At 69.6% G+C, this 26,586-nt stretch carries 22 protein-coding genes; 6 read left to right on the top strand and 16 right to left on the bottom strand.

Annotated elements, in window-relative coordinates; genetic code table 11:
* Nucleotides 1-2: 2 nt before the first annotated feature.
* Nucleotides 3-1,841, top strand: a complete 1,839-nt coding sequence (locus E2169_RS11905; protein WP_132986935.1) for an ABC transporter ATP-binding protein — start codon at nucleotides 3-5, stop codon at nucleotides 1,839-1,841.
* Nucleotides 1,842-1,964: 123 nt separating this feature from the next.
* Here the strand turns inward: E2169_RS11905 and E2169_RS11900 are convergent, their stop codons facing one another.
* The 7 genes from E2169_RS11900 to E2169_RS11870 all read right to left on the bottom strand — a co-directional run bounded on the left by E2169_RS11900 (nucleotide 1,965) and on the right by E2169_RS11870 (nucleotide 10,706).
* On the bottom strand, nucleotides 1,965-3,158 hold the full coding sequence (locus tag E2169_RS11900) for a COG3904 family protein (protein ID WP_229659156.1): 1,194 nt from the start codon (nucleotides 3,156-3,158) through the stop codon (nucleotides 1,965-1,967).
* 70 nt (nucleotides 3,159-3,228) lie between these two features.
* Complete coding sequence (locus E2169_RS11895) at nucleotides 3,229-6,657, bottom strand: error-prone DNA polymerase (protein ID WP_229659157.1); 3,429 nt, start codon at nucleotides 6,655-6,657, stop codon at nucleotides 3,229-3,231.
* On the bottom strand, nucleotides 6,654-8,129 hold the full coding sequence (locus tag E2169_RS11890) for a Y-family DNA polymerase (RefSeq protein WP_132986829.1): 1,476 nt from the start codon (nucleotides 8,127-8,129) through the stop codon (nucleotides 6,654-6,656). Before E2169_RS11890 ends, E2169_RS11895 begins: the two co-directional genes overlap by 4 nt.
* Nucleotides 8,130-8,138: 9 nt before the next feature.
* A complete protein-coding gene (imuA, locus tag E2169_RS11885; protein ID WP_132986828.1) occupies nucleotides 8,139-8,828 on the bottom strand; it encodes a translesion DNA synthesis-associated protein ImuA in 690 nt (229 codons plus the stop codon).
* Between the two features lie 4 nt (nucleotides 8,829-8,832).
* Complete coding sequence (gene lexA, locus E2169_RS11880) at nucleotides 8,833-9,504, bottom strand: transcriptional repressor LexA (protein WP_132986827.1); 672 nt, start codon at nucleotides 9,502-9,504, stop codon at nucleotides 8,833-8,835.
* A 219-nt stretch (nucleotides 9,505-9,723) separates the two neighbouring features.
* A complete protein-coding gene (locus E2169_RS11875) occupies nucleotides 9,724-10,383 on the bottom strand; it encodes a hypothetical protein (RefSeq protein ID WP_370465120.1) in 660 nt (219 codons plus the stop codon).
* 53 nt (nucleotides 10,384-10,436) lie between these two features.
* A complete protein-coding gene (locus tag E2169_RS11870; RefSeq protein WP_132986826.1) occupies nucleotides 10,437-10,706 on the bottom strand; it encodes a hypothetical protein in 270 nt (89 codons plus the stop codon).
* Nucleotides 10,707-11,177: 471 nt separating this feature from the next.
* On the opposite strand from E2169_RS11870, the gene E2169_RS11865 reads away from it, so the two are divergent.
* Nucleotides 11,178-12,236, top strand: a complete 1,059-nt coding sequence (locus E2169_RS11865; RefSeq protein ID WP_132986825.1) for a hypothetical protein — start codon at nucleotides 11,178-11,180, stop codon at nucleotides 12,234-12,236.
* Between the two features lie 73 nt (nucleotides 12,237-12,309).
* Here the strand turns inward: E2169_RS11865 and E2169_RS14650 are convergent, their stop codons facing one another.
* The gene (locus E2169_RS14650; protein ID WP_425480561.1) at nucleotides 12,310-12,642 is read right to left on the bottom strand and encodes a PH domain-containing protein; all 333 of its coding nucleotides are present in this window, start codon (nucleotides 12,640-12,642) and stop codon (nucleotides 12,310-12,312) included.
* A 160-nt stretch (nucleotides 12,643-12,802) separates the two neighbouring features.
* Nucleotides 12,803-13,195, bottom strand: coding sequence for a DUF6165 family protein (locus E2169_RS11855; RefSeq protein WP_132986824.1), 393 nt, complete (start codon nucleotides 13,193-13,195; stop codon nucleotides 12,803-12,805).
* A gap of 127 nt (nucleotides 13,196-13,322) precedes the next feature.
* On the opposite strand from E2169_RS11855, the gene E2169_RS11850 reads away from it, so the two are divergent.
* Together E2169_RS11850 and E2169_RS11845 are read left to right on the top strand one after the other, a co-directional pair.
* Nucleotides 13,323-14,162 (top strand): hypothetical protein, encoded by an 840-nt coding sequence (locus E2169_RS11850; protein ID WP_132986823.1) that lies wholly within the window; start codon nucleotides 13,323-13,325, stop codon nucleotides 14,160-14,162.
* A gap of 133 nt (nucleotides 14,163-14,295) precedes the next feature.
* Nucleotides 14,296-14,757: a BON domain-containing protein gene (locus tag E2169_RS11845; RefSeq protein WP_132986822.1), complete on the top strand. Its 462-nt coding sequence runs from the start codon at nucleotides 14,296-14,298 to the stop codon at nucleotides 14,755-14,757.
* On the opposite strand, the gene E2169_RS11840 is transcribed toward E2169_RS11845, so the two are convergent.
* The 5 genes from E2169_RS11840 to E2169_RS11820 form a co-directional block, all read right to left on the bottom strand.
* Nucleotides 14,754-16,547 (bottom strand): DUF885 domain-containing protein, encoded by a 1,794-nt coding sequence (locus E2169_RS11840; protein ID WP_132986821.1) that lies wholly within the window; start codon nucleotides 16,545-16,547, stop codon nucleotides 14,754-14,756. The two genes, E2169_RS11845 and E2169_RS11840, sit on opposite strands and share 4 nt — an antisense overlap.
* A gap of 47 nt (nucleotides 16,548-16,594) precedes the next feature.
* A complete protein-coding gene (locus E2169_RS11835) occupies nucleotides 16,595-17,536 on the bottom strand; it encodes a ribonuclease H-like domain-containing protein (RefSeq protein WP_132986820.1) in 942 nt (313 codons plus the stop codon).
* On the bottom strand, nucleotides 17,533-19,932 hold the full coding sequence (locus tag E2169_RS11830; RefSeq protein WP_370465121.1) for a DEAD/DEAH box helicase: 2,400 nt from the start codon (nucleotides 19,930-19,932) through the stop codon (nucleotides 17,533-17,535). The genes E2169_RS11835 and E2169_RS11830 overlap by 4 nt, the downstream gene beginning before the upstream one ends.
* Nucleotides 19,933-20,016: 84 nt before the next feature.
* Nucleotides 20,017-20,901, bottom strand: a complete 885-nt coding sequence (locus tag E2169_RS11825) for an ATP-grasp domain-containing protein (protein ID WP_132986818.1) — start codon at nucleotides 20,899-20,901, stop codon at nucleotides 20,017-20,019.
* A gap of 10 nt (nucleotides 20,902-20,911) precedes the next feature.
* On the bottom strand, nucleotides 20,912-22,423 hold the full coding sequence (locus tag E2169_RS11820) for an amino acid permease (protein WP_132986817.1): 1,512 nt from the start codon (nucleotides 22,421-22,423) through the stop codon (nucleotides 20,912-20,914).
* Between the two features lie 144 nt (nucleotides 22,424-22,567).
* Between E2169_RS11820 and E2169_RS11815 the strand changes: the two genes are divergently transcribed.
* Both E2169_RS11815 and E2169_RS11810 read left to right on the top strand, forming a co-directional pair.
* Nucleotides 22,568-23,338 (top strand): HipA family kinase, encoded by a 771-nt coding sequence (locus E2169_RS11815; RefSeq protein WP_132986816.1) that lies wholly within the window; start codon nucleotides 22,568-22,570, stop codon nucleotides 23,336-23,338.
* Nucleotides 23,325-23,714 carry a DUF3037 domain-containing protein gene (locus tag E2169_RS11810; protein ID WP_132986815.1) on the top strand — a complete coding sequence of 130 codons (390 nt, stop codon included), beginning with the start codon at nucleotides 23,325-23,327 and terminating at the stop codon, nucleotides 23,712-23,714. The genes E2169_RS11815 and E2169_RS11810 overlap by 14 nt, the downstream gene beginning before the upstream one ends.
* A 519-nt stretch (nucleotides 23,715-24,233) precedes the next feature.
* On the opposite strand, the gene E2169_RS11805 is transcribed toward E2169_RS11810, so the two are convergent.
* Entirely contained in the window at nucleotides 24,234-24,476 is a 243-nt protein-coding gene (locus E2169_RS11805; protein WP_132986814.1) for a hypothetical protein, read from the bottom strand.
* Between the two features lie 90 nt (nucleotides 24,477-24,566).
* The gene (gene hutU, locus E2169_RS11800; protein ID WP_188726148.1) at nucleotides 24,567-26,231 is read right to left on the bottom strand and encodes a urocanate hydratase; all 1,665 of its coding nucleotides are present in this window, start codon (nucleotides 26,229-26,231) and stop codon (nucleotides 24,567-24,569) included.
* Nucleotides 26,232-26,586: the final 355 nt, after the last annotated feature.

The raw sequence follows: 26,586 nt of genomic DNA, 5'->3' as shown, positions 1-26,586 counted from the left end.
GCCTGTTCGGCTGGTTCGAATCGCGCCTGGATCCCTTTCCCGAGGCCCCGCCCCGACAGCCGCCGCGCGGCCTGGTCGCCTTCTGCCTGCACTACACGCGCGGCACCGGAGGCTGGCTGGCGCTGATGGCGGTGCTCGGCGCGCTGATCGCGGTCGCCGAGCTCAGTCTCTATGTCTACCTCGGCGCCCTGGTCGACCGGCTCGGCGAACACACGCCCGCCACCTTCCTCGCCGCCGAGGGTCCGCGGCTGGCATGGATGGCGGCGATGGTGGTGATCGGCCTGCCGCTGCTGGTGCTGCTCGACAACCTGGTCCAGCTGCAGGTGCTGCTCGGCAACTTCCCGATGCGCATCCGCTGGAACGTGCACCGCTACCTGCTTCGGCAGTCGATGGGCTATTTCCAGGACGAGTTCGCCGGGCGCATCGCCACCAAGCTGATGCAGACCTCGCTGGCAGTGCGCGAGACCGTGGTCAAGCTGCTCGACGTCGGCGTGTACATCCTGGTGTACGTGGTCGGCGCGATGCTGGCCGCGGCGGCCGCGGACTGGCGGTTGATGCTGCCTTTCGCCGGCTGGCTGGTCGGCTACGTGCTGCTGATGGCGTACTTCGTGCCGCGCATGGAGCGGGTCTCGCGCGAGCAGGCCGACGCGCGCTCGGACATGACCGGGCGCATCGTCGACAGCTACACCAACATCGCCACCGTGAAGCTGTTCTCGCACTCGCGGCGCGAGCAGGCTTATGCGCGCGAGGCGATGGACGGCTTCCTCGGCACCGTGTACCGGCAGATGCGCCTGGCCACGCGCGTGGGCGCCGGCAACTACGCGATCAACATGGGGCTGGTATTCGCGGTCGCCGCCATCGGCCTGTGGCTGTGGATCGAAGGCGCGGTCAGTGCCGGCGCAGTGGCGGTGGGCATCGCACTCGCACTGCGGCTGGTCGGCATGAGCCAGTGGATCATGTGGGAGCTGTCGGCGCTGTTCGAGAACATCGGCACCGTGCAGGACGGCATCAACTCGATCTCGCTGCCGCCGACGGTCGACGACGCCCCCGACGCGCCGGAACTGCCGGCGGTCACCGGCGACATCCGCTTCGAGGGCGTCGGCTTCCACTACGGCAAGGGCTCCGGCGTAATCGAACGCCTGGACCTGCACGTGCGCCCCGGCGAGCGCATCGGCGTGATCGGGCGCTCGGGCGCCGGCAAATCGACGCTGGTGAACCTGCTGCTGCGCTTCCACGACGTCGAAACCGGGCGGATCCTGGTCGACGGCATCGACATCGCCAGCGTGCAGCAGGACAGCCTGCGTGCGCGCGTGGGCGTGGTGACCCAGGACACCTCGCTGCTGCACCGCTCGGTGCGCGAGAACATCCTCTACGGCCGCCCCGACGCGGGCGAGGCCGAGATGCTCGAAGCCGCGCGCCAGGCCGAGGCCCACGACTTCATCCTCGAACTGTCGGACTCCACCGGCCGCCGAGGCTACGACGCCCACGTCGGCGAGCGCGGGGTGAAGCTGTCCGGCGGCCAGCGCCAGCGCATCGCCATCGCCCGCGTGCTGCTCAAGGACGCCCCGATCCTGGTGCTGGACGAGGCGACCTCGGCGCTGGATTCCGAAGTGGAAGCCGCGATCCAGGGCAACCTGTACCGGCTGATGGAAGGCAAGACGGTGATCGCCATCGCCCACCGCCTGTCGACGATCGCGGCGATGGACCGTCTGGTGGTGATGGACCGCGGCGCGATCGTCGAGGAAGGCACGCACGAGGATCTGGTCGCGCGCGGCGGCATCTACGCCCAGCTCTGGCGGCGGCAGTCCGGCGGTTTTCTCACCGATTCCGCCGACTCCTGAGCGGCTGGGGTCGCCGGGGCTGAGGGTGGGTGGGTACTCCGCCGGCTGACCACGTGGTGGTCTTTACGCCCACGGAGTACCCGCCAACCCGCCGCACCGCGCGCCTTCCCACCTCGTGCCTTCCTACAGCGATCCGCTTGCGGCCTGCTCCGGCATCGAGGCGGTGGGACCGGCAGACTCGGTCTGTGTCGACGCGGATTCGTCGCCTCCCTGGGGCACGTCCTCCGGCACAACCGGCACCGGCGCGCGCTGGCGGAAGAACGCACTGCGCACCATGTCGAACTCGCTCATCGGACTGTCGTCCGGGCAGGTCTCGTCCGGGAAGCCGTACTGGTCGCGCAATGCCAGGCCGCAGTCGGTGAGCTCCTCGAGCTCGCGGTCGGGCACCTTGCAGTGGTAGTCGAAGTTGCGCTGGAACGCATCGCGGCGGCGCACGAAATCCTCGCCGCACTTGCGCATCAGCTGCAGCCGGTCGAGGTCGTCCTGCGCCGGGTTGGTACCGTCCAGGCCGTATTCAAGCAGCTCGTCGGCGGTCAGCAGGCGCAGGTTGCGATTGGGCACGGCCATCATCATGTCGGCCACCGCCACCGCCACCCCGTTGCGCGCCAGGTATTCCTTGACCCGCCCGTAGACCGCCTGCAGCTCTTCGTTGAGCTGCGCACGCGAAGTCGCGGTGGAGCTCATGCGGATGATGCGGTGGATGCCGACCGGCCCCGAGATCATGCGCACGTCGCCGGCGCCGAGGATCAGCACGCAGGCGCTGTGGCAGCTCGCGCCTTCGCGCACCCAGATCGTCCAGCCCGAAGCGCCGATGGCGTCGCCGGCCTTGATCGCATCCTCCACCTGGCCGCCGCTGGAATCGATGTCGAGCACGCGCTTGCCGATCTCCATGCGGTCGGCGATCGCGGCCACGCGCTCGACCAGGGCGTGGAAGCCGGCGTTGATCTTGCCCTCGTAGCGCAGGCGCACCAGGCCAACTTCCTGGCAGGGCGTCAGCGCGTCGGCCACGCCGAGGAAGGACAGGTTGGCCAGCGGTTCGCCGTCGCCCAGGTTGGCGTAGTCGAGTTCACAGCTGATCGAGGCTGTGCCGTCGGCCAGATCCGCCTCAGGCCAGTCGGTGCCCTTGCGCACGTCGTAGGCCCTGGGCGGCGCTTCGACCGGCGTACTGATGAATTCGCCCGTGCCATTGGCCTCGGCGATCGCATCGGGCTCCGGCTCGGGAAACGCTGGGGGCGACTGCGCGCCACAGCCGGCGAGCAGGACACACAGGGCGAACGCACGGAGCAGGATCGGCATGGAGTCGAACGGCGTGGGCATGGCTGCACAGTCTATGGCCTGGCCGCGCCCCCGAAAGGAACGCCGGGTGAACCTGTCCCTGCAGGGGACGTCAATGGAAATCGCGGGATTCGGTGCGCAGGCCGCCGAGCAGCGGCGACAGGTCCTCGAGGTCCCCGGCTACCAGGTGCTCCACCCCGTCCACCCGCTCCCAGCGCCCGCGGACGACCAGCAGCGTCGAGCCCAGCAGCGCCTTGCGCCGGCGCTCGGCCACCCGCGGCCACACGATCACGTTGACCATGCCCGCCTCATCTTCCAGGGTCACGAAAATGGTGCCGCTGGCGGTCTGCGGCCGCTGGCGCTGGGTGACCAGACCGGCCACGGCCACGTGGCTGCCGTGGCGGCGACCGCGCAGCTCGTGCGACGACAGCAGCCGGCGCACGCGCAGCTGGTCGCGCAGCAGCGCCAGCGGATGCTGGCGCAGGCTCAGGCCGAGCGCGCGGTAGTCCGACAGCACGTCCTCGCCCGCGCCGGGGGCCGGCAGCGCCACCGCATCCTCGTCCGGGCTGCCCGGCAGCAGCGGCCGCTGGCGCTCGATGCCGGCCACGGTCCAGCGCGCGTCGTGGCGGTGGCCGGCGAGTGCCTGCAGGGCGCCGGCTTCGGCGAGCGCGCTGCGCGCCTTCTCGTCGAGGCTGGCGCGGCGGCAGAGGTCGGGGATGTCGCGGAAGGGGCGCTGGGCGCGGGCGGCGGGGATGGCGTCGCCCGCGGCTTTGGAGAGGCCGTTGATCTGGCGGAGGCCGAGGCGGATGGCTGGATGGGGATTTCCCTCCAGCGTGCAATCCCAATCGCTGCACATCACATCCACCGCCAGCACCTCCACCCCCGGCCGCGCCGCCTTCCCCCGCCGCGCGTCCTGCACGATCTGGCTCGGCGAATAGAACCCCATCGGCTGCGAATTCAGCAGCGCGCAGGCGAAGGCCGCCGGCTCGTGGCGCTTCAGCCAGCAGCTCGCGTACACCAGCTTGGCGAACGAAGCCGCGTGGCTCTGCGGGAAGCCATAGGATCCGAAGCCCTTGATCTGCTCGAAGATCTGGTCGATGAACTCCGACGCGTAGTTTTTCTTCTCCATCAGCTCGCGGATGCGCTGGCGGTGCGGCTCCATGTCGCCGCCGTGGCGCCAGGCGGCCATGGACCGGCGCAGGTGGTCGGCCTCTTCGGGCGTATAGCCCGCATGGATCACCAGCTCCATCACCTGCTCCTGGAACAGCGGCACGCCCAGCGTCGGCCCGAGGATTTCCTCGATGCCCGGCGACGGATACGTCACGGCTTCCTGCTGCATGCGCCGGCGCAGATAGGGATGCACCATGTCGCCCTGGATCGGCCCCGGACGCACGATCGCGACCTCGACCACCAGGTCATAGAAGGTCTTCGGCTTCAGCCGCGGCAGCATCGCCATCTGCGCGCGCGACTCGATCTGGAACACGCCGACGGTATCGGCAAGCTGGATCATGTCGTAGGTCGGCGTGTCCTCGGCGGGGATCGTGGCGAGCTCAAGGTCGCGGCCGCGGTGCACGCGCACCAGGTCCAGTGCCTTGCGGATGCAGGTGAGCATGCCCAGCGCCAGGCAGTCGACCTTGAGCAGGCCCAGCGATTCGAGGTCGTCCTTCTCCCACTGGATGATCGTGCGATCGTCCATGGCCGCGTTCTCCACCGGCACCATCTGCCACAGCGGCGCATCGGAGATGACGAAGCCGCCGACGTGCTGCGACAGGTGCCGCGGCTTGCCGCGCAGCATCGCGGTGACGCCCAGGATGCGCGCGACCAGCGGGTTGTCGATGTCGAAGCCGGCGTCGCGCAGGCGCAGCTCCATCGGCGTCTCGCCGTTGCCCCAGCCGAAGCAGCCGGCCAGCAGGGCGACCTGGTCGGGCGGCAGGCCGAAGGCCTTGGCCACGTCGCGCACGGCGCTCTTGCCGCGGTAGCGGATCACGGTGGCGGCCAGCGCGGCGCGTTCGCGGCCGTACTTGCCGTAGACGTACTGCATGACCTCCTCGCGCCGCTCGTGCTCGAAGTCGACATCGATGTCGGGCGGTTCCTTGCGCTCCTTCGACAGGAAGCGCGCCATCAGCAGCCGGCTTTCCACCGGGTTCACCGCGGTGATGCCCAGCGCGTAGCAGACCGCGGAGTTGGCCGAGGAGCCGCGGCCCTGGCAGAGGATCCCGCGGCTCCGGGCGAAGCGGACGATGTCCTCGACGGTGAGGAAGAAGGCTTCGTACTCCAGCTCGGCGATCAGTGCCAGCTCGTCCTCGATCTGCTGGACGGTCTTCGGGGGCGTTCCTTCCGGCCAGCGATTGCGCATGCCGGCTTCGGTCAGATTGCGCAGCCGGCTGGCCGGAGTCTCGCCCTCGGGCACCAGCTCGGCCGGGTACGTGTACTTCACCTCGGACATCGAGAAGTTGCAGCGCCCTGCGAGCTCCACCGCATTGGCCAGCAGCCCGTGCGGATGGATGTTTCCCAGCGCGCGGCGCGTGCGCAGGTGGCGCTCGCCGTTGCGGAACAGATGCGCGCCCGCCTCCGCCAGGGCCAGGCCGTGGCGGATGGCAGTGACGGTGTCCTGCAGCACGCGCTGCCGACGGGTCGCCATGTGCACGTCGCCGCTGGCCAGCGGTGTCAGACCGAGGTTCGCGGCCAGCGCCAGCAGCCGACGGAGCCGCGCGTCATCGTCCTGTTCGCGATGCAGTTCGACGGCGAGGTATGCGCGATCACCGAACACGCTGCGCAGCCAGGCGCCCTCGCCGGCGTCGGGCTCGACACCCGGCAGCCACAGTGCGAACAGGCCGCATTCCGCAGCTTCCGCGAACAGCCCGCTTGCCGTGGCTTCTGTGGGAGCGGCTACAGCCGCGATTGGCGAGCCATCCGCGGTGATGGTGCTTTTATCGCGGCTATAGCCGCTCCCACAGAGGGCTTCGACATCGGCGCGGGACAGGCGGTATTCGCCCTTGGCCGCGGCGCGGCGCGCGGTGGTGATCAGCCGGCACAGCTGCGCGTAGCCGGCGGCGTTTTCCACCAGCAGCACCAGGCGCAAACCGTCGTCGAGCCGGAACCCGGCGCCGACGATCAGCTTCACCCCGGTGATCTTCGCCGCCTCGTGCGCGCGCACGATGCCCGACAGCGAGCACTCGTCGGTGATCGCCAGCGCTTCGTAGCCACATTGCGCGGCGCGCATGAACAGCTCCTCGGCGCTGGCGGCGCCGCGGAGGAAGGTGAAGTCGGAGAGGCAGTGGAGTTCGGCATAAGCCGGGGCGGCATCGTGGGCCGGGCCGCGTCCACGGTCACCGCCGCCGAAGAGTTCGGACTGGCGGCCCTTTCCGGTGGAACCCGCCACCGCGGCGAAAGCATCGTTGGCCGCGCCCATTCCAACACCGGTCGCCCGCCGCAGCCCCAGCGCCATCTGCTGCTGCATGCGCACGATCCGCGGCGCCCGCGCGCCGGGGGTATCGGGCGCGACGCCGGGCGGGAGACCGTAGTCGTCATCGTGGCTCATGCGAACCACCCGTGCAGCATCCAGTCGCCCTGCACGCCCGGTGGCGCGAAGGCCCAGGCGCGCTGCCCGCGCGAAGTCTCCAGCACGTAGTAGTCGCGGCGCGCGTCGTCGCCATCCCACCAGCCGCTTTCCAGGCGCTCGGGACCCGACACGATGCGCAGCCGCGGATCGCGCAGCGGCACCGGGCGCGGCAAGAGCCAGGCCGGACGCGGCGGGCGTGGCGGCGCCGGTGCCGCGCAGGCCGCGTCGTCATCGACGCCGGCGCGGCGCCAGGCACGCTCCGGCCGCGGATCGCCCGAGGGCGCCACCCGATGCACCGCCTCGTCGCCCAGCCGCGCGCGCAGGCGCTCCCGCAGCTGCGGCCACGGCACCGCCTGTGCCGGTCGGGTGTCGAACAGATCGCGCGCGGCCGGCACGAAGGGCGGCAGCTCGCGCGCCAGCAGGCGCACAGCGATCACCGGCGCCGGCAGCGCCGCCTGCTCGAGACGGTTGCGGGTGAGGTCGAACAGCACCGCCGCATCGCGCTCGGCGGCCAGCAGGCCGACCGGCACGTCGGTATGCGCGGGGCCGGCCTCCTGCTCGCGATCGGCCTCGTGCGAAGGCAGCGCGTGCCGCGCCTCGTGCTCCAGGCGCAGGGTGAAACGTTGCACGCCGCCATCGCGCGCGGACAGATACGTGGCGAGGTCGGCAATCAACCGGCGCAGCGGGAACAGCAGCGCCTGGTGGCTCTCGACCTCGAAGCCCAGCTCGATGCGGCCGTCGAAATGGTCCGGCGGCGCGTAGCACTCCAACGGATCGTCGGCGTCACCGTGCAGGCGGTCGATGTGGTCGAGCAGCGCAATGCCGAAGCGCCGCCGCAAACCATCACGCGGCATCGCCTTCAGCGCACCGAACGTGCGCACGCCCATGCGATGCAGGCGCTCGCCGGCGTCGTCGGGCAGCGCCGCGCGGCGCACCGGCACCCGCGCCAGGGCTTCGCGCATCGCTTCCGCACTGGTGACCGCGAAACCGTCGCGCAGCCCCGCGAACACCCGCGCCGCGCGCGGCGTCGGTGCCAGTGCGATGCGGTGGCTGAAGCCGAGGCCGTCCAGCTCCTCGCGCAGCCGCGCCTCGAAGCGCGGCCAGGGCCCGAACAGGCGGAAGCTGGCGCGCACTTCCAGCACGATCGCGCCCGGCCACTGCGCGCTGACCTGCGAGCTGTGCCGATAGGCCCAGGCGGCGAGGAAGCGCTGCCAGCGCGCCTCGGACGCCGGATCGTGCTCGACCATGGCCACGTCGGACAGCAGCGCGTGCGCGGCCGACAGCCGCATGCCCGACTTCAGCCCTGCGGCGGCCGCCGATGCGTTGACCGCGTGCAGGTGGCGCAGCTGCGCCGGCCCCGAGACCAGCGCCAGCGGCCGCGACGGATCCGGCGTACGGCGGAGGACGGCGTCCAGCGCCAGCCGCGGCAGCGCGATGCAGGCCCAGAGCATTGCGTGCTCCTACGACCAGGCGCGCAGGCGGCTGTCTGCAGGAGCAGCTACAGCAAGGGTTGCTGCGAACGTGCGGGTAGGCACGCTGCCGCCGCGGCATTTGCGCACATGCCACGCGTTCTCACCCGTGCTTGTCCTGGCGTACTCCAGCCGCAGCGCCGACGGCGACGGATTGGTCGCGTGCTTCGCATCGCGGAATGCAAAGCCCAGGCAATCGCCGCTGTCGGCTGCCACCTGCAGTCGCCGCAGCGCCTGCGCATCGGCCTGCAGCGGCCAGCCCAGCACCGCTGCGCAGGCCGCGCTGCGCAGGCACTGTTCGAAGGCCCACAGCGCACCGCGCGCGTCGGCGGCGATGATCTCGAGATAGCGCAGGTCCACGCCTCCCGCCTGCCACGCCGGCGCGTAGGGCAGGTACGGCGGCGCCACCACCGCGACCACGCTGCCGGCCTGCGTCAGCCGCGCCAGCGACGGCAGCAGCAGCGACAATTCGCCCACGCCGTCGGCCGGCAGCAGCAGTTCGGTCAGCGCAGCGCGCGGCCAGCCGCCCTGCGGCAGCAGCGCGTCGAGTCCGGCATGGCCGGTAGGCTCGCCGCCGGCGGCCACCACCGGCGTGTGACCGCCGCGCCACACGGTGCGCGCCGACAGCATGGCGTCGAGGCTGGGCAAGGGTGCGAGCGCGGTCACGGAGGTCATCGCCATGCCCTCACGCCGTGCGCACCAGTCCGCAGTACAGGCCTTCGATGGCGAAGTCCGCGCCTGCCGGCACCTCGATCGGCGCGTAGTCGGGATTGCGCGGCAGCAGGCGGATCCGGCTGCGCGTGCGCTCCAGCCGCTTGATGGTGATCTCGCCCTCCACGCGCGCCACCACCACCTGCCCGTTGCGCGCATCGCTGGCGCGCTGCACCGCCACCAGGTCGCCGTCGAAGATGCCGTCGTCGCGCATCGAGTCGCCCTTCACCCGCAGCAGGTAGTCCGGCTTGCTGGTGAACAGCGCGCGGTCCAGCAGCACATGACGCTCGATGCCGGCATCGGCACCGATCGGCGCACCCGCGGCCACGCGGCCGAGCACCGGCAGCTCCAGTCGGTCGTCGCGCACCTTCAGTCGCGTCCCGGGCACATGCCCCACCCCGCTCCGCCGTGCCTTCCCGGCGCCGGCCATCCCCCCGACCACGCGGATGCCGCGCGCCTCGTTCGGCCGCACCTCCAGGTAGCCCGCCTGCTGCAGCCGGCGCACGTGCTTGTGCGCCGCGCAGGCCTGGCGGAAACCGAAGGCGTCGGCGATCTGCTGCAGCGTGGGCGGCGCGCCCTCGGCCCCGGCATGGGCCTGGATGAAGCCGAGCACGTCGCGCTGTCGGGGGGTGAGGTCATCGGTCATGGGTAAAAATCTATTTACCTTGGCGGGCATAAGCAAGCCCGGCGGTCGGAAGATTCCAGCGCCGGGCGGTCTCAGGGGATGAGAGGGGGTTTCAGATCAATCGCTTGCGGCTGACTCTGCAGCCGCTTACGGAGCAATGCCGAGGAGACGGATGTCTGGGTCAAGGGCGAAGGCAACACGTCGACGCGCCTTTTACTGGCGGGCGGGCCGTGCGCGTCCTCAATCGTTGCCTTGCGTAGTCGCGCTTTGCGCGAACTCCGGGAAGGTCTCCGCTATCGGCGCCGCATCCGGCAGGATGTAGAACACCCCGCCCCGCGCGAACGTCGGACGGATGACCTGCTCGTAGAACTCGGGCGAGACGTTGATGCAACCATGAGTGACGCGGTTGTCGTCCGGCGAAGGCGATGCAAGGCGTTCCGGGCGTCTCTCGGCCGGGACGCCAGTAGCGGTCGGGTGGATGGAGACCGCGGAATCGTAGTCCACCCACAGCACCCGCCCAGCGTCGATTGACGGACCGTAACCGCCCACGAAGCGACCAGCAGGCGTCGTGCGATCCCGGCCCGGAATCTCGCGAAGCGCGAGACCGGCGATGCCGGGCGCCGTATGATCGCCGACCGCCGAGCCAAATAGCCCGGGCGCCGCGCCGCGAAGCCGGCCGTCGCCGCCGAACACGAAGATCTGTGCGGCGGCCTTGTCCATGACCGCGAACGGATAGCCTTCGCTGTCCCTGGCTGCGACAACCCAGCCCGCGAGCTCAATGACCGTGCCGGACACATCCTGGCCTTGCGGAAGCTGGTCGACGGCGGCGACCGGTTTCGCAGCGGCATCCTCGGCGCTGGCCACGCCGAAGCTCGAAAAAGCCAGCCCCAGCGCGAGCACGCCATAAACGGCCCGGATCGCAGGGTGTGTATACGTACGGATGGGATATTCCTTTAACCCCGCGGCGGGCGGCCCGGCTTCGTTTCGAGCTGCTGGACGCGGCTTTCGATCTGATCCAGCCGCTGGTTGGCCTGCTGCGCGGACTGATTGGCGGATTCGGCGCTCTGGGCCGCGTTCTGCACCTCCGTGTCGAGTCGATCGAGGCGTGAGTTGATCCCCGCAAACTCGTCAGCATAGGTTGCGCAGCCGGCAAGTCCCGCGATGGCGATGATCGCCACGCCGAGCGTACGCGCCATCACCAGATGTTGTTTGGTCAGAAGCATTTCAATCGTCCTTCGTCTGGGGTATCAGGACCAGTCTGGCGTTGGAATACGTAGATGGTTTGTGAAGATGTGGCAACCGGGCGGTCGACATAGTCTCTCCCGGCATCACTACTGCACCGCGCGCAATGTCCGCTCGGGTTGGAAGCGGACATCGGCTGATCGATATCAGCGGATTGGGGGCTGCGTGCCTTCCGGCCACGCCCTGGATCCGAGCTTGCCCAGCTGCCGTTCCGTAAACCCACGCGGTCGGACTCACCTGCCCTAAGCCAAACCCACTTTACGAGCTTTGCGGCTTGTGGATAAGCTCTCGCGGCGCGTTCGCGCATTCAGGGGAAAGGGGAAGAAATGACGAGTCGAAGCATTGGGCTGCCGCTCGCGGCGGCGGTTCTTGCCTGCGCATGCGGTTCCGCGCACGCGGCGAAGGAAAGGCCGGGGGGCCACGATCCATCGCAAGACGAACTACTCTCGGGCATGGCAGTGCACGCCGTCGCCGCGCATGACCGGCTCAAGAGCCAGATCACCTACGGGTACATCAACGTGGGTGCCACCGCCGCCAACGCCACAAACAACCTATACGCGAGCACGCCCGGACTGTCGTACGGCAGCGCGGCTGCCGCTGGCCTCGCCGGTGGCCTGATCGCCTCGGTACTCATCAATGCCGAAGCCAAAGCCTCAGCCAAGAACCAGGTCCGGGATGCGAACACGGAGTTCGACCGTGCCCAGTGCAAGCTGTCGAACACCGACGCACTGTTGGGGGCGATCGAGCGCAGCGTTGGTGGCACGCCATGGGGTGCGGGACGAAGCGTCCAACGGCATGTGCTCGCGCCAGATCATTCGGTGGACGATCTGGTGCCGCAGGACGAGCCGCGTTACGAGCTGGTGGCGACCTACAGCATGACGCCGGACTATTCCGCGCTGGTCACCTCGGTCGCGCTGGCCGCGTACTCGGCGCAACTGCCAGGGGCGCCGACGCGCTGGCAGAAGAAGCCAGCGTGGAGCGATGACCTTGTCGTGGTGTCAGACATCGTCCCATTGGCCAGGAAGACCCCGGCAGACGTGGAAGCCGCAATCTCCCGCGAGACCACGCGCTTCGCGGACACTGGCGCGTACAAGCTGATCCAAGCCGCCAACGCGGGCGATCGTACGGCCCGCCGCGCCGCCAGCGGATTGCTCAGGACCCACCAAGCGCGCATGCGCGAGGCCAAGAGACTTGAGTGGACACCGCGCGAAGCGGCGGCTGCGCGCGCGCGCGCATGGACGGCCGACGACTGCAGCCTGGTTCGTTCCGCGCTCACGCAAGGTGCGACCGACATCGAGACGCTGCTGAGCCGCCTGTTTGCCGGCTCACTCCCCGCCCGCGTAGAAACGGACGTGACGGAGGCGCCACTGCGCGACGATACCGATCGTGTTGTACAGGCGCTGCCAGATGGACAGTACGTCGCACGCGCGGTCGATGCCGACGCGCCACTCGGTTGGCGCTACTCGTGGTACCCCGAGGAAGAAACTCCAGACGAGGCGTCGACGGAGTAAGCCAGGGGCAGGGTCCCGCACGCGCGGGGCCCTGCTTGTTCCGCCCAAGGTCGGCTACCGGCTGCGGCCGGACCTAACGCCGGGCTCGGTTGCCGTCGCCAGCGACCAGGCCCGGAAACAAGCGGCGGTGCTGGTGATGACATCCCTCGATGAAAATGGGGCCACGCAGGGAAAGCCGAGGCATCAAGCCCCGGCGATACGCTCGGTCAGGCCTTGCTTTCGATCTCGGCCAGTGCGGACTTCGGAACTCCAACGGCTCCGAGATTCCGCGAATCGGAGTGCGCCCCGAACCCGTGCCATTCACCATGACGGTGCCGAAATTGAGGATGCGACCCAGGATGCCCTGGTCCACGGTCAATCCCTCGACCTTGCCGTGCAGGAGCTCGACTGTCTGCCTGCGGACCAGGCCGAACTTGCGATCACGCGCTTGTCGGTGATCGCGAGTTCGGTCAATCAGGTCTCGGTTGCCGAGGGCGGACGCCGCGCCGGCAGGGAACCGGCCTGCTACGCGCCCACGTGATACCCGTTGCGCCCCGCCCTCTTCGCCGCATACAGCGCGTCGGGCATCACGCGCCTCCCTGGTACTGCTTTTCCTCGATGAACTCGGAACCCGCCAGGCGATTGATCTCGTTCTTGATCGCCACCCGCTCGCCGTTGCGTGCCGCGACGGCGCGCGCCAACTCGATGAATGCGTCATCGAACAACTTGGCGGCTTCCCGGGCGCGCAGGCCGTCCTGCACGTCCCACATCAGCTCGTTGACCGCTTTCAGGCGGTCGTAGAAGCCGTCGAGTTCGGGCGCCGCGTCCACGAGCTTCCGCCAGATCGGACGCAGTCCTTCGAGCTCGACCGCGACGTGCGCGCGCTTGTCGGCGTCGGCGATGCGTTCGTGCTTGATGTGCAGGATCGAGATCTTGTCGGCCAGTTCGCCAACGGATACGGGGACGGAAATGGTCTGCATGGGGGCTCCGGCATGTTCGTTCGCGCCATCGTGGAACTTCGATGGCCGCACGGCAAGGCGGGACACCGCGTCGCAAATGCAATACCGCTGCCTTAGACTCGCGAAGATCCCGACCGGAATGGACCCCATGGTCACGTCAACCTCGCGCGCGACCCTCGTCACCGCTGCCCTCGCCCTGCTCGCCCCGCTGTCCGTCGCGGCCGAATCCCGCACGCCACCGGCGCCGCACTGCCTGGACGCCCGCGAGGTCAGCGAGGTGTTCCAGTCCGACGCACGCACGCTGGCAATGGTGCAGTCGGACGGCCAGCGCTTCCGCGTGGAACTGGGTGCCGCGTGCCCTGATGTCACCGCCACCAGCAACACCCGCATGCTGGCCGCCAACGGCTGGATGTGCGGCACCGGCAACGAGTACGTGTCGGTGGACTCGCAGCTGTGTCCGGTGGCCGCGGTGGCGCCGATCACTTCGGCCGAGTACGCGCAGCACGCGCGCGCCAGCCAGACCGGCGCCGACGGCAGCACCACGCTGGCGACCGTGGTGGTCAAGGGCGAGCGCCGGCACGGGTTCGCGGCATCCCACAACTACTGCTTCAACCCCAGGCACGTGCGCGGCTGGTCCGAGGATCCCAGGGGCGTGGTGGTGGAGGTGAACCCGCGCCGCTCGGGCGGCAACCGCTACTACCGCGTGGAGCTGGTGCGTTCCTGCCCGCATCTTTCGGGGCCAGTGGGAATCTCGTTCCGCTCGGGCGTGGGCATCGGCCTGATCTGCGGCAACCCGGGCGACGACATCAGGACCGGCACCCGCGGAACCGCCTCTGTCGGCAGCGCAGGGAGCGGCCCGGGGCAGCCCTTGTTCCTGGCCGATGGCAGGTCCACGGAATTCCTCATGACCGGCTCCGACCGCATGCAGATCCTGGGTGCGAAGTCGGGATGCCCGATCCGCGCGGTCTATCCGATGGACGCCGGCTGAGCCGGCTTCGACGCCCCTCCGGGATCGCGCGCCTTCGCGGCGTCATCCCGGCGTAACGCGGCTTGAACACGCCGCGTCCGACACTGCCTCCAAGGCGACGCACTCCGCCCGCCAACTCCATGGAGGCTTGACGATGACCCGATCCACCACCGGCAGCGCCAGCGAGGAATTCCGCGATGTGGCGCGCGATGCGATGAAGCTCGGCGGACGCTGCGTCGGCGCCGCGCGCGACTGGCTGGGCGAGAAGCGCGACGAGTTCAACCAGGGCCGTGCGGCCGGCGCGTCCGATGTCTCCGTCCATGGCTACCGCGGCGTCGGTCCACGGGCTTACCGCCGCGACGACGCGCGCATCCATGACGATGTCTGCGACGCCCTCGCGGACGACGATTCGCTGGACGCCAGCGATATCAGCGTGGAGGTGCGCGAAGGCGTGGTCCGCCTGTCCGGTTCGGTGCCGCACCGCATGATGAAGCGCCTGGCCGAGGACCTCGTCGAGGGCTGCGGCGGCGTGCGCGACGTGGAGAATGCGCTGCACGTGGGGATCCCGCCTTCGGACGTCGTCCCCGGCGCGCCGCCGCTCGATGCTGCCCCCTAAACTTCGGAGAGCGCGGCCTTCTGTTCCGCGATGAAGCCGCGGACCTCTTCCTCCAGCACCGGCAGCGGCACCGATCCCAGTCGCAGGATCGTGTCGTGGAAGGTCTTCTGGTCGAAGTCCGCGCCCAGTTCCAGCTCGGCCTCCACGCGCAGGTCGCGGATGGTCTTGTAGCCGATGTAGTACGACAGCGCCTGGCCCGGCCATGAAATGTAGCGGTCGACCTCGTTGACGATGTCCGGCCGCGACAGCGCGGCGTGGCTGGCCAGGTACTCGATCGCCTGCTCGCGGCTCCAGCCGTATTCGTGCAGGCCGGTGTCGATCACCAGCCGCGCGGCGCGCCACATCTCGAAGCTCAGGCGGCCGAAGTCCTCGTAGGGCGTCTCGTAGATGCCCATCAGCGTGCCCAGCCATTCCGTATACAGCGCCCAGCCCTCGCCGTAGCCGGAGAAGTAGGTGCGCTGGCGGAAGTCCGGCCGCTCCGGCGCCTCCAGCGCCAGCGCGGCCTGCAGGCTGTGGCCGGGCGAACATTCGTGCAGGGTCAGCGCCGGCAGGTTGTACAGCGGCCGCGACGGCAGGTCGTAGGTGTTGAACCAGCAGGCCTCCAGCCCGCCACGGCCAGCGGTGTAGTTGGGCGCGATGTCGTCGGCCACCGGCAGGATGGTGAAGCGGTAGCGCGGCAGGGTGCCGAGCACGTGCTTGAGCTGGCCGTCGACCTTCTTCGCCACGTAGGCGGCGGTGGCGAGCAGTTCGTGCGGGCTCCTGGCGTAGAACTTCGGATCGCTCCGCAGGTAGGCCAGGAATTCTTCGAACGAGCCCTCGAATCCGGCGCGCGCCATCACTTCGCGCATTTCCGCCGAGATGCGCGCGACCTCGGCCAGGCCGAGCTCGTGGATCTCGCGCGGATCCATGTCGCGGGTCACGTACTCCCGGATCTGGCCGCGGTAGAACGCCGCGCCGTCGGGCAGGTCCGCGGCCGAAATCGACGTGCGGGTGCGCGGCAGGTAGTCCTTGCGCATATAGGACAGCAGCCGGCGGTAGGCCGGCACGGCCTCCTCCAGCACCACCTTGCGCCCGTCCGCGCGCAGCTGTGCGCGCACCGCTTCGGGGAGGGTCGCCGGGATCGTGTCGAAGGCCGCGAGCAGCGGGTTGGCGGCGTCATCCAGCGTGTACGGCACGATGGTGTTGTCGCGGTTGTCGAGCGACGCGAGGGGCACGCTCCAGCCGCGCGCCAGGCCGCGCTCCATGTTGTCGATGTGCTCGTCGAAGACGCGCGGGATGTCGCCCAGGCGGCCAATGTAGTCGCGCCACTCCTGCTCGCTCTGGTACGGCTGGCGCGGCGCGAAGCCCGTCCAGAAGAAGGTGTCGCTGTTGAACGGCGCCTCCCAGGTGCGGCGCACGGCGTTCTCGACATCGGCCTGCATCGCGGTGCGGAACACCGCCAGGTTGACCTGGTCCTCGCGCGTGAGCGCATCGGCAGGGATGGCGTCCAGCTTCGCCAGGGTGTCGGACCAGTGCGCCGCGCGGCGCTCCCAGGCTTCGGGCGTGTTCGAGGGCAAGCGCGCCGACTGCCGCCAGCGGCCGTCGACTTCGGTATAGCCGTATTCCTGCCGGCGCCATGCGCCGTCGGCATCGAACAGCGCATGCAGCCGCGTGGCCGCGACGTTGTCGCGCACGGCGTCCTGCGGCACGACGCCAGGCAGCGCCAGCGCGATACCGGCGGCCGCGCATGCGCCCAGCATCAGGAGACAGAGGGTGGAAAGACGCAGGCGGACTCGGCCTGTTGCGGACATGTTGGGCTCCCGGATGTGAATCGTGCAGCCGGGGAGTATGCCTGCCCTCAGGCGATCACCGGCAGCGTGCAGACCCTTGAATCGCCTTCGGCCACGTCCTGCAGCGCCTCCAGCAGGCCGCAGAGGCTGCGCAGGTCCTGCGCGTTGTGCAGGCCAACGCGGCGCAGTTTGGAGGCGCTGCCGCCGCGCAGGTAGGCCAGCCACGCGCCTGGCGCTTCCGAGCCCGGCAGGTCGTCCTCGCGCAGCACGCCCAGGAGCTCGCGTTCGACGGTGGCCAGGCGACAGTTCGCCCAGACGCCGCGGTAGCGTCGCCGCACCGGGTGCAGCAGGTCGACGTGGCGAAGCTCAGGCAGCGGATCGCGCAGCCGCGCAAGGCGGTAGCGCGTGGACAGCAGCGGACGGTCGTAGCTCTTGCCGTTGTAGCTGACCAGCACCGTCTCCGGCTCCAGCCAACCGGCGAAGGCCGCGAGCATCGCCTCCTCCGCCGCCAGCCTGGTGATGCACAGCTGGCGGATGCGCAGGCCAACATCGCGCCAGTCGGCGGCGCCGATCATGAAGGCGCGGGTGCCGGTGCCGCCGGCGAGGCCGGTGGTCTCGGTGTCGAAGGCGAGCAGGTGCGCGCGCGGGATGTCGTCCTGGCCGATGCCGTGGAGCGGCAGCGTGTCCTCGCCTGCAGGCCACGGCGTCCATTGCTCGTGGTAGCGCAGTCCGGGGGCGATTTCTTCGCCGGGGAGTGCGCGGTCGAGACTGCGCGGTGCCGGCGGCGGCGCGGTGCGGATCTTCAACAGGCTGCGGAGCTGGGCGATCGTGGCTTCGCGCGAAGCCTTCGCGGCGCTGGCGTCGTTGCGATACGCGCCCCCCGTTTCGCGCAGCGCGCGGGCGGGATCCGATCCACCCCCCGAAACATCGCCCGTGGAAAGGGCGGCCGCTGGCGCCGCCGAACCCGCCTGCCTGCGCAGTCCGGCGAGCCTCTTCGCCAGCGCGCTCATCCGGTCACCAGCAGATCCAGCACGCGCAGCGCCAGCTGCCGTGGCGTCCGCGCGGCGTCCTCGTCGGTGGCCAGGATCGGGCCCACACAGGCCGGGCAGCCGCCGTGGCAGTCGCAGCTCGCCACTACCGCGCGCGCCTGCGCGACCAGTTCGGCCCGGCGCTCGTACAGTGGCGACGAGAGGCCGACGCCGCCGGGATAGTTGTCGTAGAGATACAGCGTGGGCGTGAAGCGTCCGGCCCCGGCGAGCACCATCACGCCGTCACCAGGGTCGTTTCCAGCACCGCGCGCGTCGCGGTTCGCGAACCACGCACCATCACCGCTTCCCACCGACTTCAGCAGGTCGCGCGACTCCGCCATCACCGCCACCTGCGCCACCAGGTGCAGCGCATGCGCCGCGCCGAGGAAGCCGTCCAGCGCCTCGTGGCGCATCGCGAACGCATCCTCCAGCACCCGCTGCGGCAGCTGCCACCACACGGCGCTGGTGTGCAGCTCCTGGTCGGGCAGCGTCACCGGGCCGTAGCCGATGTTCTCGTGGGTGTGAAAACGGATCTTCTTGTAGCCCGACACGCGGCGCACGACGTGCACCTCGCCCAGGTGCGCCGAGCCCTGGCCCGCCGGCGCCTGCTCGGCGTCATCGAGCACCTTCAGCTTCGTGTAGTCGATGGCGTCGGTGTAGTAGTCGACGTGCGTGCGCTGCACGTAGGCCTTGCGGCCCTCCCAGTCCAGGCGCTCCACCTGGAAGGGCTCGGACTGCACCATGTGGATCGCGCCCTCGTACAGCGTCAGCGCGGCGGCGGAATAGTCGACCTCGGCGATGATCTTCTGGCGGCCATCGGTTCTGTCGACCACCACGAAGTTGCCGTCGGCCACCGAGCGCAGGTTCACCGCCTGCGCAGGATAGCTGTCGGCGATCCACTCCCAGCGCTCGCCTTCATGGTGCAGCACGCCGCTTTCCGCGAGCACTTCCAGCCACGGGCCCGGATCCACCGGGCCGAAGCCGTCGCCGTTGCGGAACGGCAGCTCGAAGGCCGCGCAGCGGATGTGGTCGAGCAGGATCAGCGGCTGGTCGGGCTCGATGCGCGCCTGCTCGGGGCTGGCCGCGGCGAAGAACTCCGGGTGCCGCACCACGTACTGGTCCAGCGCCTCGGAGCTCGCCACCAGCACGCCCAGCGAGGGCTGCTGCCGGCGCCCGGCGCGGCCGAAGCGCTGCCAGGTCGCGGAGATGCTGCCGGGATAGCCGTTGAGCACCACGACGTCCAGGCTGCCGATGTCGACGCCCAGCTCCAGCGCCGAGGTGCTGACGATGCCGTCGATGCGACCCGCGCGCATGTCCTGCTCCACCGCGCGGCGCTCGGTCGGCAGGTAGCCCCCGCGGTAGGCGCGGATGCGGCGCGGCTTGCGCGGGTCGTGGTCGAAGACTTCCTTGAGGTATTTGGTGAGCACTTCGACCATCGACCGCGACTGGCAGAACACCAGCGTCTTCAGCCCGGCGCGGATCGCCAGCCGCGCGATGCGGTTGGACTGCGAACGCGCGGACGCGCGGATGCCGAGGTCGGGATTGACCACCGGCGGGTTCCACAGCAGCACGTGCCTGTCGCCGCGCGGCGCGCCGCTGTGCTCGATGACCTCGACCTCGTCGAGCGCAGCTTCGATCAGCGCGCGGCCGTGCGCGCCGGCGTTGCCGATGGTCGCCGAGCACAGGATGAAGCGCGGCGATGCGCCGTAGAACGCACACACCCGCTTCAGCCGCCGGATGACGTTGGCGGCGTGGCTGCCGAACACCCCGCGGTAGGTATGCACTTCATCGATCACCACGTAGCGCAGGTTCTCGAAGAACTGCGCCCACTTGGTGTGGTGCGGCAGGATGCCCTGGTGGAGCATGTCGGGATTGCTGACCACGATGTCGCCGCTGACCCGGATCGCGCGGCGCGCGTCGCCGGGCGTGTCGCCGTCGAAAGTCGCCGCGCGCAGGCCGAGGTCGCCGGCGGCGTTGAGTTCCAGCAGCTCGGACACCTGGTCCTGCGCCAGGGCCTTGGTCGGGAACAGGTACAGCGCCTTGCCGCGCTCGCGCAGCGCGCTGGCCACCACGGGCAGCGTGTAGCACAACGACTTTCCGGAGGCCGTGGGCGTGGCGACGACCAGGTGGCGACCGGCCTGCGTCGCCTGCCAGGCGCGTGCCTGGTGGCTGTACAGCCGCTCGATGCCGCGCGCACGCAGCGCCCGCGCCAGCGGTTCCGGCAGGCCGTCCGGGAACGGTGCGTACTCGCCTCCCTGCCCCGGCTGCAACAGGCTGCCGGTGATCCGGCCGGGATACTTGGCCGCGAGCTTCGCGGCCAGGGCGTCGCTGCCGGTCGCGGCGGCAAGGCCCTTCCCGGGCTTGAGGATGGCGTTCAAGGACTGCAGGCTCCGGCGGCGGCTGGGCCCGCATGCTGCGTCGTCGCTGTCGCAGCCCCTGCGACAGCCGGCGCCCGTTAACGGCTACAGCAGCCCTTGCAGGGCCGCGGCGAAGCCCTCACCCCGTCGCGGATCCGCGCCGAGATAGAAATCCGGCTCGATCAGTTCCGCTTCCATCAGCAGCCAGTTGCCCTCGGCATCGGGCACGGTGTCGATGCGGGCATACAGCAGTGGCGCGTCGATGGCGGCCAAGGTGCGTTCGGCAAGCGCCAGCGCACCGGCCGGCGGCGCCGGCAGCGACGTGTAGACACCGCCGAACTGCTCCTGGACGCGGAACTCGCCGGCCGGTGGCCGCTTGTTCACCACGTGGCTCAGCGTGCCACCGAAGAACAGCAGCGAGGTTTCGCCTTCGCTGGCGATGGTCGGCAGATAGGGCTGGACCAGCATGTCCCCGCCATGCGCGTCGCCCGCCGGCACCTCGTCGAGGGCCGCGTCGCGATGCACGCGCCGCGTCCTCCAGGCGCCGCCGGACACCGTCGGCTTCACGATCAATTCGTCGGCGCCGGTCTCGGCGAAGACCCGCCGCAGCTGCGCGCCCGTCACCTCGCTCATCAGCACCGTCGGCGGCACCGCCACGCCGCGCGCGGCCAGTTCGAGCAGGTAGCGCTTGTCGGAGTTCCACGCCAGCACGTCGGCGGGGTTGGACATCGGAATACCGGCCTGCCGCCAGGTCGCGCAGGCCCGCAGCCAGCGTGCGTGGTCGCAGTGGTAGCCCCAGACCAGCAGCGGCAGCACGCGCGCGAAGCGCCGCAGGCCATCGGCAGCGTCCACGTGCGCGGTCCAGGGCGTCGGCACCGCCACGATGCCCTGTGAAGACAGCGCGTCCTGCAGCCGCGCCAGCACCTTCTGCCACAGATCCCGATAGCTCTGGTCCGCGGGATCGGGCGTGAGGATGGCGATATCGGTCATGCGGGTTCCATCACGGGGCCGACGGCAACCCGACCCGCGCGTGCCGCCGCCCGTAGGCGAAATAGATCGCCGCACCAATCGCCAGCCACACCGCGAAGCGCACCCAGGTCAGCGTGGTCAGGTTGAGCATCAGGTAGAAGCACAGCGCGGCCGAGACGATCGGCAGCACCGGCGAGAACGGCACCCGGTAGGCGCGCGGCAGGTCCGGGCGCTTGTGGCGCAGCACCACCACCGCGATGCTCACCAGCACGAAGGCCGACAGCGTGCCGATGTTGATCATCTCCTCCAGGATCTCGACCTGGGTGAAGCCGGCCAGCAGCGCCACGGCCGCGCCGCTGATCAGCTGCAGCCGCACCGGCGTCTTGCGCGTTTCCGAGGTGACGCTGAGCCAGCGCGGCAGCAGGCCGTCGCGGCTCATGGCCAGCAGCACGCGTGACAGGCCCATCAGCAACACCATGATCACCGTGGTGAGGCCGACCAGGATGCCGATCGAGATCACCTGCGCCGCCCAGCCCGCGCCGACGGCCACGAAGGCCGTGGCCAGCGAAGGATTCTCGGCTTCGGCCAGCAGCGTGTACGGCACCATGCCGGTCAGCGCGAAGGCCACGCCGATGTACAGCAGCGTGACCAGGGCCAGGCCGCCGAAGATGCCCAGCGGCAGCGTGCGCTGCGGATCCTTGACCTCTTCGGCCGAGGTCGCGACCACATCGAAGCCGATGAAGGCGAAGAACACCAGGGCCGCACCCGACAGCACGCCGGCCACGCCGTACTTCGCCGGCTCCGCGCCCGTCATCCACGAGAACAGCGACTGCGACCAGGCGTCCGCGCCGCCGCCTTCGGCAGGTACGGCCGGCGGGATGAAGGGCGTGAGGTTGTCGGCGTTGAAATAGGTCAGCCCGACCACGATCACGAACAGCACGATGCCGACCTTGATGATGGTGAAGACGTTGTTGACCCGTGCCGACATCTTGGTGCCCATGATCAGCAGCGCCGTGAACACGCTGACGATGAACAGCGGTCCCCAGTCCACGCCGATGCCCAGCACGTCGATGGTGGTGGGTATGTGGACATCCAGCAGCTCGAACACCATCGCCAGGTAGATGCCCCAGTACTTGGCGATCACGGCGCCCGCGGTGAGCAGTTCGAGGATCAGGTCCCAGCCGATGATCCAGGCCAGGAACTCGCCGAGCGTGGCGTAAGTGTAGGTATAGGCGCTGCCGGCGACCGGGATGCTGGAGGCGAACTCCGCGTAGCACATGATCGCCAGCGCGCAGGCCAGCGCCGCGAGCATGAAGGACACCGTGACCGCCGGCCCCGCGAAGCTGCCCGCCGCACGCGCGCCCACCGAGAAGATGCCCGCGCCCACTGCCACCGCCACGCCCAGGATCATCAGGTCCCAGGCGGTGAGCGTGCGCTTGAGTTCGCGGCCGGGCTCGTGGCTGTCGGCGATGGTCTGCTCGATGGATTTGGTGCGGAACAGGCTGCGCGACGGACCGGGCTGTGGGCTTGGCGGCTGGCTCATTCGGATACGGCTCGCGTGACGGCGGGGCGGCTCGCGCACCGGCCGGGCCGGCCGCACGAAGCGGTTCGCCAGACTACGCCGCAGGCCGAGGGCGGGACAATGCCGAAAGAGCCACTCCGGCACGCCGGACGCTATCCTTGCCCGATGCCACGCACCGTCCACGCCACCCGCTACGTCACGCCCCTGCGCGAAGGCGGCTCGATGCCCGCCATCGTCGAGGCCGACGACGACGGTATGTACGTGCTCAAGTTCCGCGGCGCCGGCCAGGGGCCGCGGGCGCTGGTGGCGGAGCTGGTCTCCGGCGAGATCGCACGCGCGCTGGGCCTCCCGGTTCCGGAGATCGTCTTCATCGAACTCGATGCCGGACTGGCCCGCACCGAAGGCGATCCCGAGATCCAGCAGCTGATCCAGGCCAGCGCGGGCCTCAACATCGCGCTCGACTACCTTCCCGGCGCGGTGAACTTCGACCCCGTGGCGGAACAGCCGTCGGCCGGACTCGCTTCGGCGATCGTCTGGCTCGATGCGTTCACCAGCAACGTCGACCGCAGCGCGCGCAACCCCAATTTGCTGGTGTGGCACGGCCAGCTGACCCTGATCGACCACGGCGCGTCGCTGTACTTCCACCACGGCTGGGACGGCGACACCTCGGGTGCCGGGAAGCCCTTCCCGCTCATCCGCGACCACGTCCTGCTTCCCTGGGCCAGCGAACTGGAGCAGGCGGACGTGCGCCTCAGCGCCCTGCTGCCGCCGGAGCGGCTGGCGCAGATCGTGGCGCTGGTCCCGGACCCATGGCTCCAGGGCGGCGACGGCTTTGCCAGCCCGCAGCAGCAGCGCGACGCCTACACCAGTTATCTGCAGCAGCGCCTGGCGCTGCCGCATGCCTTCGTGCAGGAGGCCATCCATGCGCGCGCATGACAGCTACGACTACGCCGTCATCCGGGTGGTGCCGCGCGTGGAGCGCGGCGAGTTCATCAACGTGGGCGTGATCGTCTCCTGCGAGAAGACGGGGTACCTCAAGGCGGTCGTCGAACTCGACGAGGCCCGCCTGCGCGCACTGGATCCGCGGATCGACCTGCCGACCCTGCGGCGCCACCTCGACGCCATCCGGCGCATCTGCGAAGGCGGCCCCGGGGGCGGCCCGATCGGCCTGCTCCCGCAGCGCGCGCGCTTTCATTGGCTGACCGCAAAACGGAGTGCCGTCATCCAGACCTCGCAGGTGCACATGGGCCGTTGCGGCGACATGGACGCCATCGTCGAGCACCTGATGGACAGGATGGTGCGGGTCAGCTGATGCGGAACATCCGCTGGCCGATGTGGGAGTCGCGGCGCGGCCGCAAACGATAGCTGCCGTGGATATAGGCGACGTGCGGGCTGCTGCGGCGGCGAGGCACGTGATGGGCGGGCGCGGAGCGTGCCTGCGGCAGGCCGGCCTGGATGCGCGTGAGGCTCGTGGCCGGCTTCGACCTGGCGCGGGAGCGCGTGGTCCGGGAAGGGCGGCGAGGGAAGAAAAGGGACAGGATTGAGTGCTTGATCTGGCTGGTGATTTTGATCCTCCACAAATAAATTTAATGTTTACAGTGACTTACGGAGCAAAGTATAGCACGTTTAGACATTTATGAATAGGCCTTGGGAGCTTGGACGCCCAGAAGGCATGTCGCGCGTCCGCACCGTCCTCGCCGGTCTGGAGCACGCGGATTCGGCGCAGCATCCGGACGAGGCCACCGTGGCGGCGCGCGCCGCCATCGTCGCTTCGTAAGCAACGGACCTGCGGCATCGGATGCCCTCCGCGTTGCGCTGGAGGGCGGCACGCTTACCGTTGCACAGGCCGCCGGTACAGGGCCGCGCTGATGCAGGAAAACAGGCTGACCACGAACCAGCCGAACGGGAACAGCGACAGGGTCAGGATCCAGGTCAGGCCGCCGGCGATGCAGCCGGCCGCGAACCACAGGATCGCCGAGAGCACGCGTCCCTGCACCAGCTGGCCCAGGCCGGGGACGATGAGGCTGCAGATGGCGGCGATGACGTTGCCGGTGGAACCTTGTCCGTTGACCATCGAATGTTGCTCCATACCTGAGGGTGGACTGCCGCAATCATCCCGCTTTCCTGTTCATCCTGCCGTGAAGCGATGCCGAGCCGGCGCCGCTCAGATCATCGGCAGCTTGAGCCCCTGTTCCTTCGCACACTGCTTTGCGATCTCGTAGCCCGCATCGGCATGGCGCATCACGCCGGTACCGGGGTCATTCCAAAGCACGCGCGCCAGGCGGCGGTCCGCGGCCTCGCTGCCGTCGCAGACGATCACCACGCCGCTGTGCTGGCTGTAGCCCATGCCGACGCCGCCGCCGTGGTGCAGGCTGACCCAGGTCGCGCCGCCGGCGACGTTCAACATCGCGTTGAGCAGCGGCCAGTCGCTGACCGCATCGCTGCCGTCCTTCATGGCTTCGGTCTCGCGGTTGGGTGAAGCCACGCTGCCCGAATCGAGATGATCGCGACCGATCACCACCGGCGCCTTCAGCTCGCCGTTGCGGACCATTTCGTTGAAGGCGAGTCCGAGGCGATGGCGCTGCCCCAGGCCGACCCAGCAGATGCGCGCCGGCAGGCCTTGGAAGGCGATGCGCTCGCGCGCCATGTCCAGCCAGTTGTGCAGGTGTTCGTCGTCGGGGATCAGCTCCTTGACCTTGGCGTCGGTCCTGTAGATGTCCTCGGGATCACCGGAGAGCGCCACCCAGCGGAACGGGCCGACGCCGCGGCAGAACAGCGGCCGCACGTAGGCCGGCACGAAGCCCGGGAAGTCGAACGCGTTCACGCAGCCCTCGTCCTTGGCCATCTGGCGGATGTTGTTGCCGTAGTCGACGGTCGGGATGCCGCGGGCGTGGAAGGCGAGCATCGCTTCGACGTGCACGCGCATCGACTGCTTGGCCGCGTCGCGCACGTTTTCCGGATGCGCGTCCTGTCCGGCCAGCCACTGCTCGACGGTCCAGCCAACCGGCAGGTAGCCGTGCACCGGATCGTGCGCCGAGGTCTGGTCTGTGACGCAGTCCGGGCGCACGCCGCGCTTCACCAGCTCCGGCAGGACCTCCGCCGCGTTGCCCAGCAGCGCGATCGACTTCGCCTCGCCGGCTTTCGTGTACTTGTCGATCCGCGCCAGGGCATCGTCGATGTCGGTCGCCTGTTCATCGACGTAGCGGGTGCGCAGGCGGAAATCGATGCTGGCCTGGCGGCACTCGATGGTCAGCGAACTCGCGCCGGCGAGCGACGCCGCCAGCGGCTGCGCGCCGCCCATGCCGCCCAGGCCCGCGGTCAGGATCCATCGGCCCTTGAGGCTGCCGCCGTAGTGCTGGCGCCCCATCTCGACGAAGGTCTCGTAGGTGCCCTGCACGATGCCCTGGCTGCCGATGTAGATCCACGAGCCGGCGGTCATCTGGCCGTACATCATCAGGCCCTTGCGATCGAGCTCGTTGAAGTGCTCCCAGTTGGCCCAGGCCGGCACCAGGTTGGAGTTGGCGATCAGCACCCGCGGCGCGTCGGCATGGGTCGGGAAGATGCCAACCGGCTTGCCCGACTGCACCAGCAGGGTTTCGTCGTCGCCCAGCTTGCGCAGGGATTCGAGGATGGCGTCGTAGCTTTCCCAGTCGCGCGCGGCGCGGCCGATGCCGCCGTATACCACCAGGTCCTCCGGGCGCTCGGCCACGTCCGGGTCCAGGTTGTTCTGGAGCATCCGGTACGGCGCCTCGGTCAGCCACGAGCGGCAGCTGAGTGCCGTGCCACGCGGAGCGCGGACGGTGCGGGAAGGGTCGTGGCGGGTCGACATCGGCGGGGCATCCACACAGGACTGGACGCCGGATTATCGCATCGCGCGAAAAGAAGGTTCTTCTCCCAACTGAGGGAATGGCGCGCCATTGATCCTCTCGGGCGCCGGGTGCCAAGGCCCTTGAGTGCTCATGTCCCCCGGCGCTGGCCTGCGGCCATCGCCTCCTCCTTGACTTCGCTCTCAAGGGCCTTGGCACCCGGTGCGCAGCAGTACGCGGCGCCCCCAAGGGCAAAGCCGGTATCCCGCGAACCCGCAGCAACGCCGAGCCCCGTCGTGGCCGGAAGGCCTTCGCGGGGAAGTAAAGGAGGAGGCATCCGCCGCCAGGCGGATGCCGGGGGACATGAGCCGCGAAGGC

It is taken from the genome of Luteimonas terricola (assembly GCF_004352845.1).
In the GTDB taxonomy this organism is placed as follows: domain Bacteria; phylum Pseudomonadota; class Gammaproteobacteria; order Xanthomonadales; family Xanthomonadaceae; genus Luteimonas; species Luteimonas terricola.
Note: the sequence above shows the minus strand (reverse complement) of the source record. Positions and strands in the feature narration are given on the sequence as shown.